14 protein-coding genes are annotated in these 18,001 nt (G+C 43.6%); all 14 read left to right on the forward strand.

All coding sequences use genetic code 11. The features are described 5' to 3' along the window. The gene (locus HUJ21_RS12375) at positions 1 to 858 is read left to right on the forward strand and encodes a hypothetical protein (RefSeq protein ID WP_291370212.1); all 858 of its coding nucleotides are present in this window, start codon (positions 1 to 3) and stop codon (positions 856 to 858) included. A gap of 10 nt (positions 859 to 868) precedes the next feature. Continuing rightward, on the forward strand, positions 869 to 2,842 hold the full coding sequence (locus tag HUJ21_RS12380) for a phage tail sheath C-terminal domain-containing protein (protein WP_291370214.1): 1,974 nt from the start codon (positions 869 to 871) through the stop codon (positions 2,840 to 2,842). Positions 2,843 to 2,875: 33 nt separating this feature from the next. After that, positions 2,876 to 3,304, forward strand: a complete 429-nt coding sequence (locus tag HUJ21_RS12385; RefSeq protein WP_073093359.1) for a phage tail protein — start codon at positions 2,876 to 2,878, stop codon at positions 3,302 to 3,304. A gap of 2 nt (positions 3,305 to 3,306) precedes the next feature. Beyond that, positions 3,307 to 3,750 carry a phage tail protein gene (locus HUJ21_RS12390; protein WP_073093354.1) on the forward strand — a complete coding sequence of 148 codons (444 nt, stop codon included), beginning with the start codon at positions 3,307 to 3,309 and terminating at the stop codon, positions 3,748 to 3,750. Beyond that, positions 3,747 to 3,899 (forward strand): DUF5908 family protein, encoded by a 153-nt coding sequence (locus HUJ21_RS12395; RefSeq protein ID WP_291370218.1) that lies wholly within the window; start codon positions 3,747 to 3,749, stop codon positions 3,897 to 3,899. The genes HUJ21_RS12390 and HUJ21_RS12395 overlap by 4 nt, the downstream gene beginning before the upstream one ends. After that, complete coding sequence (locus tag HUJ21_RS12400; protein WP_291370220.1) at positions 3,900 to 4,595, forward strand: LysM peptidoglycan-binding domain-containing protein; 696 nt, start codon at positions 3,900 to 3,902, stop codon at positions 4,593 to 4,595. Beyond that, positions 4,585 to 6,330: a type VI secretion system tip protein VgrG gene (gene vgrG, locus HUJ21_RS12405; RefSeq protein WP_291370222.1), complete on the forward strand. Its 1,746-nt coding sequence runs from the start codon at positions 4,585 to 4,587 to the stop codon at positions 6,328 to 6,330. The genes HUJ21_RS12400 and vgrG overlap by 11 nt, the downstream gene beginning before the upstream one ends. 6 nt (positions 6,331 to 6,336) lie before the next feature. Further along, positions 6,337 to 6,630 (forward strand): PAAR domain-containing protein, encoded by a 294-nt coding sequence (locus HUJ21_RS12410; protein ID WP_291370224.1) that lies wholly within the window; start codon positions 6,337 to 6,339, stop codon positions 6,628 to 6,630. A 14-nt stretch (positions 6,631 to 6,644) separates the two neighbouring features. After that, the gene (locus HUJ21_RS12415) at positions 6,645 to 7,055 is read left to right on the forward strand and encodes a GPW/gp25 family protein (RefSeq protein WP_291370226.1); all 411 of its coding nucleotides are present in this window, start codon (positions 6,645 to 6,647) and stop codon (positions 7,053 to 7,055) included. A 29-nt stretch (positions 7,056 to 7,084) separates the two neighbouring features. After that, complete coding sequence (locus HUJ21_RS12420) at positions 7,085 to 10,267, forward strand: baseplate J/gp47 family protein (protein WP_291370228.1); 3,183 nt, start codon at positions 7,085 to 7,087, stop codon at positions 10,265 to 10,267. An 8-nt stretch (positions 10,268 to 10,275) separates the two neighbouring features. Beyond that, positions 10,276 to 12,957 carry a hypothetical protein gene (locus HUJ21_RS12425; RefSeq protein WP_291370230.1) on the forward strand — a complete coding sequence of 894 codons (2,682 nt, stop codon included), beginning with the start codon at positions 10,276 to 10,278 and terminating at the stop codon, positions 12,955 to 12,957. Between the two features lie 11 nt (positions 12,958 to 12,968). Beyond that, positions 12,969 to 15,614, forward strand: a complete 2,646-nt coding sequence (locus HUJ21_RS12430; protein ID WP_291370231.1) for a hypothetical protein — start codon at positions 12,969 to 12,971, stop codon at positions 15,612 to 15,614. Between the two features lie 258 nt (positions 15,615 to 15,872). Then, positions 15,873 to 17,381 carry a contractile injection system tape measure protein gene (locus tag HUJ21_RS12435; protein WP_291370233.1) on the forward strand — a complete coding sequence of 503 codons (1,509 nt, stop codon included), beginning with the start codon at positions 15,873 to 15,875 and terminating at the stop codon, positions 17,379 to 17,381. A gap of 12 nt (positions 17,382 to 17,393) precedes the next feature. Further along, positions 17,394 to 18,001: DUF4157 domain-containing protein (locus HUJ21_RS12440; protein ID WP_291370235.1), on the forward strand; the 608-nt coding region annotated here is incomplete at its 3' end.

An 18,001-nucleotide genomic window follows, 5' to 3' on the forward strand; every position in this document is an offset into this window, starting at 1 on the left:
ATGTTCACTACCCATTATACCACCCTATTTTCCATAAATATCCTTCACGGGTATCACCTCAATAACGGTGAAGAAAACTACCTGGATTTGAATGCAGAAAATCAGGAAAAAATGTTGGCCGGATACGATTGGAACCAATTTCTCAAAATAAGTCCAACAGTGGAAACCCAAAGGAAATTCAGGCGATTTCAACTCCTGGGAAAAAACACCAACAAAAGCCTTCGGGTGATGGTGCGCACCCTGGAGGTAGATTCACAGGATAGTTTTATCCCATTGGATCAGGAACTTACCCTGGCTTTCCTGATTAGCTACAGGGATCCTTATTTCGAGAATTATACCAATATGAATTTTTTATCGGGTGAAAAAATGTTTTTCAGCAATTTTCATCCTGCCCCTTTGGAGGGCCTGGACTTTCAGCCTATTTCCCTGGAAGCTACCGAAGAATATTTTTCCAACAGCTTTCTCCTTTCAGCAGAAAACTTTGACTTATTACTGGATACTTACCGCATAAAAGAAGCCGGTAAGGATACCGCAGGTCTGATTCTGATCCGGATGCAGGGGGAGACAGGTAATCTCAATGTGATCAATGTAAACAATACCCTTAAAATAAATCCCACGGTCTTTAAAATGCATTTTGCCAATCGAAGCACTTATTGGCGGTATTATCAGGCATCCAGCGATACCGGTGCGGAGACCAACCAGCCTAAGCCCTTAACCAAAAATGGGTTTGTGCAGCTGTCCACAGAGACGGATTTTGATACAGATCCGGCAGCAATCAGTCATTTGCGGTTCCCCAATCCCGGGGTAAAACACATTCAATCAGATGGAATCAATTACTATTCAGAAATTAATATTTAAAGGATGAATCATGGCAGCAAATTACAGAACACCAGGTGTCTATATTGAGGAAATTTCAAAATTTCCCCCGTCCGTAGCACAGGTAGAAACCGCAATTCCGGCCTTTATTGGCTACACGGAAAAAGCAAGGGAGAAGGAGGCAGATACCACCGAAACCCTTTTGAACCAGCCCAAACGTATCGTTTCCCTTTTGGAATATGAAACGTTCTTTGGAGGACCTGACCCTGAAATCGGAATAAAAGTGCAGATTTCAGAGACGGAAGGAGATAAATCGGTATTGGTGGAAGGGCCGGACCCTGAGGACAAATCGCCCTTTCTGATGTATTATTCCATGCAGGCCTATTTCGCCAATGGAGGCGGACCTTGTTTTATCATTTCGGTCGGTATTTACGAAGAAGCAGATCCCGCTTCCCCGGTTACCATGGCGGCACTAAACCTTGGCTTGCAGGAATTGGAAAAGGAGGATGAACCGACTTTGATCTTGTTTCCGGATGCCATATCCCTGCCGGAACCAAGTCAGTATTATTCTGTCTATAACAATGCCCTGGCACTCTGCCGGAAAATGAGGGACAGGTTTACAATCATTGACACTTATACCAATATCATGGAAACGGAGATTTCTTTGGATACAGGCGTTCGTGAATTGATTACCGGGGATCTGGAAGAGAAAAAATATGGGGCCGTTTATTACCCTTATGTGGAAACCATTCTCAATTACAGTTATGATCCGGATCAAACAGAGATTTCCCATATGATTACCGATGCTTCACCTGTTTCGGATATCATGGAGGAAATAGATGAAATTTTAGTGGAAGCCGAAGGTATCATGACCGATTTGCCGGGAGAAATTACTGCTTTTACTGATGCCAATACAGCCATTCAGGCCGGATCGGATGGAGATGCGGTTACCAATAAGGCCACCGTTGTAGATCCCCTTCAGGACATCATTGATGCCTTGAATGAGTTTTCAAGTCTGATGGCCGAAGTAGTAGATGACACCAATAATGTGGCTGCACTGGCCCAACCAACAGATGAAGCCCTGGCAACAGTAGCCACAGAGGCAGGCAATGCGCTAAATGATGAATTGGAAGAGGGTGCTAACCTTCCTGCATTTATAGCAGGCCTTCAGGGTCATTTGGATATTCTAAACCAGGATGTGGATGGAACGGCTGTAAAACAGGCATCTGGGGATGCCAATACCAGTATTACAGGAACAGATGTAAATGCCCTGCTACAGGGGATCCTGGATTTGATCGACCCCCCTATTTTGGATGCCATGCTGGATATTGAAGAGCTGGATATGGAATCCGAAGGGGCTTTACATGACCTGGCACTTAGTGAAGTGGAGGATATAGACAGCAGCACCTATAATAAAATAAAAAATGAAATCAACCGGCTCCGGGTAATATTGCCTCCGTCTCCACTTATCGCCGGAGTATATGCCCGGGTGGATGCCAACAATGGGGTTTGGAAAGCACCCGCCAATGTTTCATTGAAATATGTGGTCAAGCCTACGGTAAAAATCACCAATGAAATGCAGGACAGGTTGAATGTGGACACCACCGCCGGCAAGTCCATCAATGCCATCCGATCCTTTACGGGTAAGGGCACCTTGGTTTGGGGAGCGAGAACACTTGCCGGAAACGACAATGAGTGGCGTTATGTACCGGTTAGGCGATTTTTCAATATGGTGGAAGAATCCGTAAAAAAAGCTACGGAACAATTTGTATTTGAAGCCAACGATGCCAACACCTGGGTGAAAGTCAGGGCCATGATCGAGAATTTTCTGGTGCAACAATGGCGGGCCGGAGCTTTGGCCGGAGCCAAGCCAGAACATGCCTTTTACGTAAGAGTGGGACTGGGGCAAACCATGACTGCCATAGATATTCTGGAAGGTCGGATGAATGTGGAGATTGGCATGGCCGTCGTGAGGCCGGCAGAATTTATCATTCTGAAGTTCTCTCATAAAATGCAGGAATCCTGATTTATACAATGAACCATTTAAATGTAACATACCATGAGTTACCCATTATCTAAGTTTCACTTTCAAGTAGAGTGGGCTGGAACAAATATCGGTTTTACAGAAGTTTCCGGTCTGGATGTAGAGACCGAAGTCATTGAGTACAGACACGGGGCAAGTCCTGAATACAGCAAAACCAAAATGCCTGGCATGCAAAAATTCAGCAACATTACCCTTAAAAGAGGGACTTTCGCCAGCGACAATGAGTTTTATGCCTGGTGGAATTCGGTTCAACTCAATCAAATCGAAAGGAGAGACATTACCATTTCCCTGCTGAATGAAGAACATGAACCCGTGGTGGTCTGGAAGGTAAAAAATGCCTGGCCCACAAAAGTACAGTCCACCGACCTGAAAGCAGATGGCAATGAGGTGGCCATAGAAAGTATGGAATTGGTTCATGAAGGACTCAGCATCCAAAACGACTAATTATGGCCTATGCATATCCTCCGGTTGGCTTTCATTTTTCTGTCAGCTTTTCGGGCTTGGACGGGGAGGAGAATGATACCCATTTTCAGTCTGTTTCCGGATTGACGGTGGACATGGATACAGAGGAGTTTGCTGAGGGTGGTGAAAACAGGTTCAAGCACAAGTTTCCGGTAAAAACCAAATATGCCAATTTGGTCCTGAAAAGAGGCTTGATGGTGGGATCCGAATTGATCAGTTGGTGCAGAGATGCCCTTGAGAATTTTGAGTTCGCTCCCAAAGACCTTACCGTTCAACTGCTGAATGAGGAACATGAACCTTTGATGACCTGGAATGTGGTGCATGCCTTTCCCGTGAAATGGGCTGTGGATGATTTTAATGCACAGGAGAGCAAGCTGGTGATCGAAACCCTTGAGTTTTCCTACCAGTATTTTAAAACCATTGAATGATGCCTATAGAAATCAAAGAGTTACACATAAAAATTCATGTGGACGATCCCGGCAAGAAAAAAAAGGGGAATGTTACGGGGAAAGAGGAATTGGTAGCCCTATGCGTGGAACAGGTCATGGAAATCCTGAGGCTTCAAAATGAAAGATAAATGAGCGAAGGTAAATTGGAGAAATTGAAATTGGTGGCTTACAGTGACCCTGAGTTTAACGAAAAGGTGGCTAATGGAGAATTTACGACCCTGCTGAATCCTGAGAAATACATTTATCAATATAAAATAGATCAAAATGAGGATCAGGCTCCGGGTACCAGTGCCGCTCCAACCAGGTTCAACAAGAAGCTTCCCGAAGAACTGGATTTAGAATTTCTTTTCGACCGGACTGGAGTGGTTCCCGGAAAGGAAGCTACCGAGGATGGAGTGATTGATGATATCGAACACTTCAAAAAAGTAATCCTGGATTATAATGGCGATCAGCACAAACCCAATTATGTGATGATTTCCTGGGGCAGCCTGCTTTTCAAAGGATGCCTGACCGAGATGACTTTGGAGTTTAAGCTATTTCGGGCTGATGGTACGCCCCTCAGGGCTTTGGCAAAAGCTAAATTCAAAGGTTTTGTTGAAGATAACCTGCGTGCTGCCAAAGAAAACAACAGTTCGCCGGACCTGACCCATTTCAGGGTCGTAAAGGCGGGTGAAAATCTTTCTTTGATGTCGCAAAGGATATACGGAGATCCAAAATATTACCTGGAAGTAGCCAGAGTCAATAAGCTGATCAATTTCAGAAGCCTTAAACCCGGGCAGGTACTCTATTTTCCACCCCTACAAAAACAAGCCAATGCCCAATAACAATGTGATACAAACCAGTAGAAGTTCAGATTTAGTCACTTTTGATTTGATTATTGAAGGAGACACCTTACCCGATACTGTACATGTGCAAAGTATTGTTGTCCAAAAGGAAATCAATCGGATTCCCTATGCAAAAATAAGTATTGTAGATGGAGATGTTTCACTTGGTGACTTTCCGCTAAGCAATGAGGATACCTTTATTCCCGGAAATGAAATAGAAATTTTGGCTGGATACCATTCGGACAACGAATCCATCTTCAAAGGGATAATCGTCAATCATAATCTCAGGGTCAGGGATGGAAGGCAGGAATTGGTAATTGAGTGCAGGGACAAAGCCTATAAAATGCACGTTAACCGCAGTTCGGGATATTTCTATGATCAAAAGGACAGTGATCTGATGGAGCAATTGATTTCCCGAAATGGATTGGAGGCTGAAGTAGCCCCCACCAATTTCACCCATCCCGAACTGATCCAATACCAGTGTACCGATTGGGATTTTCTGGTAACAAGGGCCCAGGCCAATGGAAGGATAGTGTTGGTAGAAGGGGCTAAGGTACTGGTCACCGAGCCCGATTTAGCACAGGATAGCCTGGAGACGGTTACTTTTGGCGCCAATATACTGGAATTTGATGCAGAAATAGATGCCAGGAATCAAGCGGAAAGTGTGTCTGCACAAGCCTGGAATTCGGCAGACCAGGTAATGGAGAAAATTGAAGCCAATGATCCTGAAATAAGGCTCAGTGGAAATCTTACTCCTTCAAACCTCGCGGACCGAATGGGTTTGGGTCCAATTGACCTGCGAAATGGAGGAAGAATTGCCGAAGTAAGTCTTCAGGACTGGGCGGATTCAAAGTGGCTGATACAGCAATTATCCAAAATCAGGGGCAGGGTCAAATTTCAGGGGATTCCGCAGGCAGCGCCAGGTAAATTAATTGATCTCAGAGGGGTTGGTAATAGATTCTCAGGTAAGGCTTTTGTTTCAGGGGTCATGCATCAGTTGGCGGCAGGAAATTGGACAGTTGATGTACAATTTGGGATGGATCCTGAGTGGTTTTCGGAAAAATTCCCCATCCATGCCCAACCTGCCTCAGGTCTGTTTGGAGCAGTCAAAGGCCTGCAGATCGGAAAGGTGTCCCAACTACAGGACGACCCCGAGGGAGAGGACCGGATAATGGTGACCTTGCCCGTTATTAATGGAGAAGAACAAGGGATTTGGTGTCGGTTGGCCTGTTTGGATGCCGGCAATGAGAGAGGCATGGTATTCCGTCCTGAAATTGAAGACGAGGTAATCGTTGGATTTATCAATGAAGACCCCAATCAGGCGGTTGTTTTGGGATCCCTGCACAGCAGTAAAAGTCCGGCTCCCATAGCCATTGCAGACGATAACCATCAGAAGGGCTATGTGTCACGAGAAGGAATAAAGATTCTGATTGATGATGAAACGGCTGCAGTGACTATTGAAACGCCAAAGGGAAAAAAGTTTTCCCTGGATGATGATGCTGACCATATGGAGATGAGCGATGATCATGGGAATACAGTAATCCTCAATGCCGATGGCATTGAAGTGGAAAGTGCGGGTGACCTGACCCTGAAGTGCAGTGGCGACCTGAATTTGGAGGGCACCAATGTTAAGGTCAAGGCCCAGGCAGAATTTACCGCTGAGGGATCGGCCGGGTCTACGGTTTCCAGTAGTGCGACGACTACCATTAAAGGGTCTTTGATACAAATAAATTAACACAAAATGGGAATGCCGGCTGCAAGAATTACAGACATGCACATTTGCCCCATGGTCAATCCAGGAGGAGTTCCCCATGTAGGAGGGCCAATAATGCCCCCCGGTGAGCCGACGGTATTGATTGGTGGTATGCCTGCTGCGAGGGTAGGAGATATGGCCACCTGTTCCGGACCACCGGATAGCATTGTGGCAGGTTCAGCTACGGTAATGATTGGTGGCATGCCTGCAGCAAGAATGGGAGACAGTACCTCGCACGGAGGGTCCATTGCAGCGGGTTTACCATCGGTTCTGATTGGATAAAAAAACAGGTGAACATGGAAGATGAAATGGAATTTTTAGGTACGGGATGGAGCTTTCCTCCTGCCTTCAATGATAAATCCGAATCGGTAGAAATGAGTTCCGGGGTTACAGATATTCAGGAAAGCCTGTGGATTCTTTTGTCCACCCGGCTTGGGGAGCGGGTAATGCAACCCAAATATGGCTGCCAGTTGGATGAATTACAATTCAGCCCCCTGAACCGAACCACCATTACTTATGTGTCGGAATTGATCCGTACGGCCATATTGTATCATGAACCACGTATTGAAGTGGAAAAAATTGATATCACAGAAGAAGAAATGGTCGAAGGTAAGGTATTGATCCATTTAACCTACATGGTAAGAGGTACCAACTCCAGGTTTAACCTGGTTTATCCTTATTACCTCAATGAAGGAAATGCCAACTGAATCACATGCAACCGGAAAACCTGCACATATTGAAATTATTATGGAGGAAGGGCACCTCACAGGCTGATAGAAATCTTTCAGCACTTGATCCTGACAATATAGAGTTGATGGGTCTTGAAGTGGAAGATTGGTTGCTTTTTGCCCATAATTTTGCCCGGTTTTTGCCTTATTTTCCTAAAACCAATTCCCCTATCATCCACAAAGACTGGCAATTATTTTTCAAGGAATTGATTGAGATAGAGGAGTTGCCGGAAAAGGGATCCACCGCTTATCGGGATTTACAAACCTCGATAGCATCCAAACTTAATGCTTTTGCCGCCACTGCAGATCTGGCCCCTCATATGACCCTGCTGGTGGCTTTTCTTGAGCTTTTGGGCTTTTCAAAGGATCACCTGAATGGGATTACCAAAAGGCACCTTGATTTTTATTATTCCACTGTTTTGAATATCCCCAGAAAAGCGCACCAGGCTGATGAAGCTTTCCTGGTGATTGAAGCATCCAAAAGCCCTGCGGTTTTCCTTCCTGAAGGGGAGCTTTTCGATGCAGGGAAGGACAAAAAAGGAATTGCCAGGTATTATAGCAGTACCCGGGGATTTTCTCCCAATCTGGCCCGGGTGGCACATTTGAAAAACAGATGGGTGGACGAGACTGGCAAGAAAATAGGAATCAGTCAGGTGGCGAATTCCCTTGATGGCAGAGGCGAACCTTTCAATTCGGAAACTTCAGGATGGTGGCCATTTGGACATCAGATGGGTACAATGGATTTTCCGGAATTGGCCCCGGCCACTTTCGGTTTTGGACTTGCTTTTCCTTCCCTGAGAGCCGCTGCCACAGCTGACAGATATTTTAAATTTGAGTTTGAATTCACAAAAAAATTGGCTTTTTCCGGTGAAGCCAGTGATATCCCTGAAATTTTTACCGCTCATCTGAGTGGGGAAAAAGGGTGGATCACCTTGGCCCCATCCAATCACGCTGAAGTAGGGCTCAGCTGTTCGGTTACTGAAAACCAATTGGGCATCGTTATTCATCTGGGGAAAGACCAGCCCTCCCTGGTCTCGCAGGATGAAAAAATTCATGGCCAAATGGTAGGTGAGGGTTCCCCCGTCATTTGGTTTGATTTGACTGCCGGATCCCCAAAAAGCTTTAAATGGATCAAAGCACTGGGAGACACACCCGTCAAAAAGGTCAGGGTCAAATCCAAATACAAAGGTATTCAGCAACCTGTTTTGGAGTCCGATCTGGGTATACTCAATCCAACCAAACCCTTTCAACCTTTTGGCAGTGTTCCCAAAAAAGGAAGCAGCTTTTATATAAAATATCCGGAATGGGAATACAAGCAACCCAGAAGCATTTCTATAAAAGGAAAATGGTCCAACACGCCAGATAAATCCACAGAAAACCCTCCCCAGCATTTTAAGCATTGGTATTTTGGATACCGTGATTTAGGGGAGAACTATTTAAGCAAAGACAATTATCTTTCTCAACATTTCAAAGCGGTAACCACCCTGGCCGAACCCATAAAAATGTTTTTGTGGCAACCCACCGGGTTAAAAGCTCCCTTATTGGGCAATAAGATCAAGGTAAATGAGGATCCGGAAAATTTAATTGTCGGCGGTGATGATTATTTTAAAGCCAGTATTTCCGCAGGTGATGGAAACAACTGGACCAATTACACGGGATCCAAAGCACTTTTCGAGGAGAATTCGGGTCATTACAATACTTCCATAAACATCTCTCCTAAACCGGGTAAAACAAAGATCGATGTTAGGGGAGGAATTAAAATCACCCTCTTGCAGTCTTTTCTGCATGAACTTTACCCAAGGTTGTATGCTTTGGCTATGTCCAGTGACCAGCCTGAAACGCCTATCCCCAACGAACCCTATACCCCACTTTTGGAAAGCCTGGAAGTGGATTTTGATTGTGAAGTTACCTATGACCTGACTTCCAAATCAGCACATGATTTGCAGTTGTTTCTGAGGGATGATTTTGGCTACCTGGAGGAGCAAAAATCGAAAAAAGAGGGCATTGCTCATGTAAAGGAAAAGGAGCCTTTTTTACTGTCTTTCCCTGGCCCTGGAGGGGAACTTTTTGTGGGCGTTGAAAGTCTGGAAAAAAACCAGCAACTGTCCCTTTTATTTCAAGTGTTGGAAGGAAGTGAAAACCCCCGGCATGCCAATTTTTCAGAAGAAAATGCCCTTTCCTGGTCCGTCCTGGTGAATAATTACTGGAAGCCTCTGAGCAAGGATCAGATCGTTTCCAATCAAACGGGGAACCTGCTCCAATCCGGAATTATCGTATTGGATTTACCTCAGGCAGCACTTGAAAGTCAAACCAGGATGCCTAGCGACTTTACCTGGATCAGGCTTAAATCAATTGCTCCCTATGATGCGACCAGCAGGGTATTGGGAGTTTTTGCGCAGGCGGTAAAAGTGAAATTCCAGGACCGGGGAAATGAACTGGAACACCTTCAGGATGGCTTGCCTGCCGGTACTATCGGTAAAATGGCAGAACGAAAAGCGGGAGTCAAGGCCATAAGTCAACCCTATAATACATTTGGTGGGAAAGCCCTGGAGACCGATAAAAAATTCTATACCAGGGTCAGCGAACGCTTGAGACATAAAAACAGGGCTGTATCCCTTTGGGATTATGAGCATTTGGTACTTCAGCAGTTTCCGGAAGTTTACAAGGTAAAATGTTTGAACCATACCTGTGAAAAATCTCACCTGTCGCCGGGGCAGGTAATGCTGATCACCGTACCAGACACGGTGAATAAAAACGTGTACGATTTGTTTCAACCAACGCTTAGCGCTGCCACATTAAATCAGATCAAAGTTTTCCTGGAAGCAAAAGTATCTCCTCAGGTGAAACTCACTGTAATGAATCCTCTGTATGAGGAAATTAGCATCAAGGTAGTGGTGAGTTTTAAATCAGGACTGGACAAAGCCTATTATTCCAACCTCATGGAAGAAGACATTATTCATCATTTGGCACCCTGGACTGCTGAAAACAGGCAGGCCATTGATTTCAGCAATCATTTCAACTTTAGCAGTTTGATTTACTTTATTGAAAAGTTGGATTATGTGGACTTTATTCAGCAACTCAGGGTATTTAAAGATGGTATAGAAACTTCACAAGAAATATTACCCAAAAGCCCCAGGCATATTTTGGTATCTGCCAAATCACACGATATCATTTTGTACGGATCCAATTGATTTGACCAATGATGAATTCCAAAACATATGGCCCTATTTCTAAAGATGTTCACAGCAATGATGATCTGGATTTTCAATTTTTAAGGAAAGAGGGGATTTCGAAGATTCAAAAGCTGGGCTCTGGTCTATGGACTGACTTTAATACCCATGATCCGGGCGTTACCATTTTGGAGGTATTGTGTTATGCCATCACAGATTTGGGGTACCGCCTTTCTTTACCCGTGCAGGATTTACTTTTTGAAGGGGATAAGAAAAGTTTTCTGAAGGATCATTTTCATCTGGGTTCGGATGTTCTGCCTTGTAAAGCGTTAACCGAACTGGATTACAGAATGCTTTTCATTGATTTGAAGGGAGTTCGCAATTGTTGGCTTGAACCTTATCAGCAGACCCTTTATGCAGATTGCAAAAACCTCAAAATGTCCTATCATCCGGAGGTTTTGGAGGGAATAGCGCCAAAAGACAGTCGTTCATTTGAACTTAAAGGGCTGCACCGCATCCTGGTAGATGTAGAGGAGGAAGTGTCGGTTGAATTGGTGAAGAAAAGAATCAGGAAAAGCTATCATGAAAACAGGAATTTATGTGAGGATCTGGTAGAAGTTGTATCTGTAGATGAACATCCGATTCAGGTTTGTGCCATCATTGAGCTGGAAGCTGAGGCAGATGAGGAGTGGATTGCAGCCTCCATTGACCAGGCCATCCGGCAATATTTTTCTCCGGATATCCGGTTTTATTCCTTTAGTGAAATGCTTGATAAGGGATATACTACAGATCAGATATTCGAAGGACCTGCTCTAAAACATGGGTTTTTGGATCCTGAGGAGGTAAAGCAAGCTTCCCTAAGAAAAGAAATCCGGCAATCTGATATTATTCAATTGATCATGGACCTGGAGGGGGTTACAGCCATTAGGGAGATCAGGATCAACCATTGTGAGCAGGAAAATGAAGATGGTGGATGGGTCATCGCTGTGGATCCTGGGAAAAAACCCGTGCTTTGCGACAAAAGTAAATTCAACTTTTTTAAAGGTTTGTTGCCAGTAAATGTGAATCAAGAGCGGGTGGCCAATTACAAGGAGGTATTGAGAAAGGAACAACACGATTTGCAATATGGCATGAAGGAAAAGAGTTATTCTTTACCAGAACCCTACAGTTATCCTTTGGGAGAATATGCCAGTATCCGCAATGACTTTCCGGAAGTATATGGGGTGGGCCCCATTGGACTGCCCGAAACGGTTGACCCGGAGTGGAAAAGGAAGGCCAATCAACTGAAGGCCTATTTGTCCTTCTTTGACCAGGTATTGGTCAGTTATTTTCAGCACCTGTCTCAAGTAAAATCCTTATTATCAGTTTTCACAACCTCTGAAAAAACTTATTTCACCAGAACGGTGACAGATATTGGAGACCACAATGAATTTTTGATAGAGGGGTATACAACCGGGGACCTGAATGAGGAATTATTTGGAGCCTTCGATGAAGCCAATGCCCGGAACCAGAAAATCAAGGATCATCTTTTGGCAAGGTTTGCAGAGAAATTCAGTGACTATGCTTTTTTAATGAAAAAGATCTATGGAACTGGTATTGACCAGCAAGTGCTGGAAACCAAGTCCTTTTTCTTAAAAGAGTATGGAAAAATTAGTGTAGAAAGGTCCACGGCAATGAATTATTACCAGCAACCATTAAACCGGATTTGGGACAGTGACAATACGTCGGGATTCGAAAAAAGAGTGGCCTTATTGGCTGGGATCAGAAATTTTATGCGGAAAAACCTGGCCAGATCCTTCGTCGAGATTTATCCGCTTACCAATGCTCAGGGCGATAAGGTGTACCGCTGGAGGATTTATGACCATAACAGAAGCATTTTATTGACAGCAACTGAAGAATACCCTAGCCGAACTGCTGCCCATAAAGAAATTTACCTGGTAATTCAATTGGTGAAAGGTTTTTCCAGGGAAGAAATCAGTTCTTTTTTTAATGGGTTAGAAGAAATTCAGGAGACCCCGTTTTCTCTGGGCTGTTTCCGCATCACACAGTCGCCATCCGGAAGGTTTTCTTTCAGCATCATTGATCCGTCCATTACTGACACCGATGACCCGGACTATATTATCGCCAGCCAATACAGGTATTATGCCTTTCAGAACTTTCCACAGGCAGTCCTTTCCTTTAAAGATTTTATGGATCGCGAATTTGATGATGAAGGCCTATTTTTGGTAGAAAACATCTTGTTAAGGCCCAATGTCGATGAGGAAGATGACACAAATAACACTTTTTTACCCTTTTGTAAGGAAGATTGTCAACCAGGAAACTGTCTGGACCCTTATTCTTTCAGGGTAACTTTGGTTTTACCTGGAAATACCTTTCGTTTTGCGGATAGGGATTTCAGGGATTTTTTGGAAAACCTGATCAGAGAGGAATTACCGGCCCATATCCTGGCAAAAATTTGTTGGATTGGAAGAGCCAATACCGGGGATTTAGATCAGGAAGACCAGCTGTCCCTCTTTGAAGAGGCCTACCTGGAATTTTTAAAAGGTTTAAGTCAGGGAACATATGAAAATCACGGGCAATTTATAAAAATACTTTCCGAATTGCGCTCCATTTATCCCACAGGCACATTGTATAACTGTGAAGAAGAAGATGAAAGCAATGCATTGCGGGATAGCATCATATTAGGAAGAACAAATTTAGGTACCATTTAATCCCAACGGCCATGTCAAACAAACTTAGTTCCGTCATCTACCAATACAGACACTATAAGGCTGATCAGGTGCTTACCCATACCCAGCTAAACGAGACCATAGCCTACTTTGAAGATCAGGACCGGCTCACACGTATGGCCCTGTTTGGTGTAGGCATCCTCCATGGTCTGCAAATCGAGTTGGACGAGTCTTCTGAAGCGACTCAACTTATCATTCGCCAGGGAGTTGGAATTACTACCGATGGTGATTTGATTTTACTGCATCAGGCCCTAACCGAAACCCAACCCAAAGAGAAAAACATTGGCATAGATCAACTCACATTTACCCATTTCAGGGGATATGAAGATGAAAATGCCAGGTATAGTCCTTATTTTTTTCCTGAAGATGGGCAGGTACCACTGTGGGAAATGTGTCAGGAAAGCGATGAAAATGCCCAGCCATTGGATAGTCTCCCCGACTGGCAGGACAAAATCCTGCTCGCCTACCTGGAATGTTACCCCAAACCCCAGGATATATGTGGGGGTATCAATTGTGACAATCAGGGAGAGGAACAGGTTACCCGGTTGAGGATTTTGATGATGAACGAAGGTGATGTGGAACAGCTTGTCAGTCATGACCCTCTTTTCCTGAGAAAAAGACAGATCGATGATGTCGTTTCAGCCCTTTCACCGCTTCAACTGCTAAAGGTAGTGCATCAGGAAAGTAATACTTCTTCCCGATTGCAGATAGATCGCTTGTACAGGGATGCGATACTGGATGGAAATACCATCGCTGATCTTCAATCAGGTATTCAGGCTATTTTATCCGAATTTGAATTTCTTTTTGAAGATATTCCTTTTGTTACGGCATTAAAAGAGGATCTGGATGCTTTATTGGATGCTGTATTTAATTTTGAACAGGATACAGTATATCAATACAACCAGTATCGCTACTTATTGGCCAAAGATTTGGTTGGAACTTACAATGCATTAATAGCTGAATTGAAAATCTTTAATTCCTGGCCAAATCCAGAAATAGCTGCCTTTCCGAAGCACTTGCTTTTGGGGAAAATTGCTGATACGTCCTACAGGCATGCTTTTTTTCCTTCTCCTTCCCTGGGCTCAGGAATCCAACAGCTGGAATTGATCAATTCTCTTTTGAAAAAAACCTATTACCTTCTCGTTTCCTTTGGAATCAGCGGTGGGGAAGGGTTGAGAATCATTCCCAATGGGAATTCATCCTCCAATAGCCGTTTACCTTCTATTCCATTTTTCTATCAAAACAGCCAGGGCCTTACCACCCATTGGCGATTTAAGGGTAATCCACTCATTTTCAGGTATGATATTGGAAGCAACCCTTTACTGATGGAGTATAGTGGAATGGATTCGTATTGGATAGGAGGGCATTTGGGAACAGATGGAGAGCAAACCTACCAGTCGCTGCTGTCAATGGTGAAGCAGTTTGGATTGGAGTTTAAAGTATATCATTTTGATTTGTCGGCTACAGATGGAAAATTAAAGAAATTTATGCAATCCCATCCTTCCTGTATAAGTATGGGGGGAGTTGCCAAATCGGGAACATATATCCTATTGAGTCATCAAAATCAGGTATTTGGGGACTTGTCTCTTTCTTACCGTGTAGTGGATGAGATCAGCCAGTCGGGCCATACGCACGTCAAAGTGGCTGCTTGTTCCTATCCCTGGATCAGCACCCTCAAATACCTGAATAATTTATCCAGGAGCCTGAAAGGAAGCCGAAGAAGTACCGGGGTGCAACCCGATTTTTACCGTTTGGTGGTCAGGGATTACGAGATCAACGGGCAGCCGATGATCAGCGGACCTGTAACTTTGGACATTCCTTTGGAAAATATATTTAACCGAAGGATGCATGCCATTACTGAAAGCCTTAATGAGCGTTTTCCAAAGGGATTGGTCTTTGATTACGATGAATCTTTAAAGAGGTTTCTGATTACAAGACCGTTTGATGATGAGTTCACCATTAGTTTTGCTGATACCACCTTGAATATCAACAGCCCTGTCTATACCTATACTCAGGACGGAATGGAGAAAACCGACCAGACCTTCAGGCTGGATGCCATTCGTTTCGAGGAGAAAAGATTGTACAGGGAATCTACCTATATGCAGTTGCAGAATGAATTTGCCCCTGCCAATAAAGATGACGATTATGGAGCGTACAAGGGAAAGTGGCAGGAATGGTACTCGCTTATTGAACGACTCAAAACAGACGCAAGATTTACCGGAACCAATAACCCACCCAGAATCCCACAAAGTTATGAAGACCTTCCCGCCTCCCTTAGAAGGATCATCGGGCCAATGAGAAATGAACTGACGAGGACAGGAGTTGCTCATCAACTTTACCTGACAGGTGATTGGGTGAATGGGAGTTGGGCCAGTATTGAAATGATTGATGACTACAAAAACACAAGCAATACAAATGACTTGATTTTCCGGTTTTTGAACCTAAGGTCTAAATTACACGAGAAAAAACAAGCCACCAAGGCCTCCCTTTTTGTGGTATTGACCAATGAATCTGATAGAACCCAAATAGAAAACCTTATGGAACCCTGGACGGATAAGGCGGATATATATATCGAAGGGCCTCAGATAAGAGGGAGAAGAAGAATTATTGATGGTATTACTGAAAAATTAAGATTATGAAAAGGGACCAATCATACAAATTCCGGATGATGATTGGTCCCTCATGGGCTTCTTTCCTAGTTCCACAGACTTTAATCTCTAATCCAGTAACTCAACGACTCAACAGTGATGTAAACAACACAGAAAGTGCGCGATTTCCAGACATTTTGACTTCCAGACTGATTCCTATTCCATACTTATTGCCAGTAAAATAACGCTTAGTCTTACCGACTTTGCAGAAATAAAGATAAAAAATAATTGGCTACGAATCAAAATATTATGAGTAAAAATAAGACTCATAGCATACAAAAAGTTCAGGTGGATATTTTCACTTCTTCCATGGATACAGGTAAGTTGATGGAAAGGGACGTGAGGTCTTTTATCCGGGAGAGGATCTTCCCCTTGATCGAGCAATATCTGGATGAACTGGAAAGCAAACTGGATAATCGTTCTCTTCAAATACCGCTTTTGTCTCTGGAAATTGGTTTCGCCAAAAATGATTTCCCGGCCATTGCTGACCTGGAAGTTCAAATTAATTCTCAAATGGATGAAGTAATGGAAAAAGTATCCACTATTTCTTACTTAAAGGGTTCTTCTCGGCTGCCTAATAAAGCAAATGGGAAATTGAGGGATAATTTACCTGTAGAAAAGTTTTCCCGGGAAAATGAAACAGGGAAGGTCCTGCTTTTGGAAAATGAAAATAAGGATTTTCAGGCTTGGATATATTTTTTGGAAAAAGGTGAGCTGCCATGGTGGTACCCTGAAGGTAAGGCAAAAATCAATTTCCAATTCAAAAACTTGAAGCCTTTTTTGGAAGAAGACTTAAATAAAAATGCTTTATGGCAAAAAATAGCTTCTAATCGGGTGTTTTTTAACCGGCTGCTGTCGCAATATTCCGGCAAAGAGGTAAGGGAGTTATTATGGTTTATTTTGAGAGATAAAGTACCAATGAGTCTGTTGGATTTTGAGCGTATCAACAAGAAAATATCCAGCGATGAGCAAGAAGTTTTTTTTCAAATCCTTATCGGGATAAGTCATTATCAGGATAACAAACCTTTTCATGAAATACCCATCGGTAAGTCACTGATAGCAAATGGTATCCCTGATAAGCTTTTTGCTTTAATTATTGAAATGGTTCAAGATACCCTTAGCAAATCTGAATTAGCCATATGGGGACGGTTTTTCGATAAGTTTAAAAATATTATCGAAAGCCAAATAGGTTTTCAAGGTGACGATGACTCAGATGCACAGCAAGGAATGATTGATCCTTTGGACAGGAGTCAAAAGATTGATGGAGAAAGCCATTACCTTGAACATGCGGGGTTGGTCTTAATACATCCATTTCTGAAGGCATTTTTTAGCGATTGTGGGTTTTTGGATCAGGGAGGTAAACTTATTGAACCTGAACTTGCCGTACATACCCTTTATTACCTGGCTAGCAGACAGCTTGCACCATTTGATTTTGAATTGGTTTTTGAGAAATACCTCTGTGGATTGGACATTCATCAACCCATACCCAGGGATATCAAATTAAGTAGGGGTATCCGCGAAAAAGCGGCTATGTTATTGGAATCTTTACTGGAAAATTGGAGCAAACTGAAAAATACAGGTGCAGAGACAGTTCGCAATGAATTTTTGACCCGCAGTGGGAAGCTGGTTTTAGAAGACCATCAGGACCGTTTATTTATTGAGCGGAAAGCCCAGGATGTTTTATTGGATGGATTACCCTGGAACCTGTCCATTATTAAATTACCCTGGAGAAAAAAATTATTATTGGTGGAATGGTAAACAAAACAAAAAATGAAAAGGCAGGCAGTCAGAAGGTCTACGGTGGGTATCATTAATCCTGTTTTCCAAAATAAAAAAGGAAACAGTTTCTTTAGGGCTAACGCAGAACGCGCAATGCCTGCTACTGATAAGGAAGGACTGTTTATTCAGAAGCAGTCAGATGATCATGAAATGGAGGATTCCATGCAAATGGTTCCTGAGGAGGAAAATGAAGAGCAGTTGATGTCACAGCCTGAGGAAGAAGGGCAGATTCAGGCCGAGGAGGAGGAACAGGTTCAGATGAAGGAAGAGGAGGAACAAGTACAAGCCAAAGAAGAAGAGGATGAAGTTCAGACGAAAGAAGAAGAGGAAGAGGAAGTCCAGGCTAAAGAGGAGGAACAGATTCAGATGAAGGAAGAAGAGGAGCAGATTCAGGCCAAAACTGCAGGGGCAGGAGGCAGGCAAAAACAAGCGGAATTGATGGAGCCGCTTCTGCACCGAAGGAAAGGTGCCGGCAACCCATTGGAAGGTAAGAGCAGAGAGTTAATGGAACAGGGTTTTGGAGCGGATTTCAGCCAGATAAGGATTCATACAGACGCTGAGTCCCACATCATGAATCAATCCATCCACGCTCAGGCCTT

This window comes from Cyclobacterium sp., from assembly GCF_014762705.1.
GTDB lineage: Bacteria > Bacteroidota > Bacteroidia > Cytophagales > Cyclobacteriaceae > Cyclobacterium.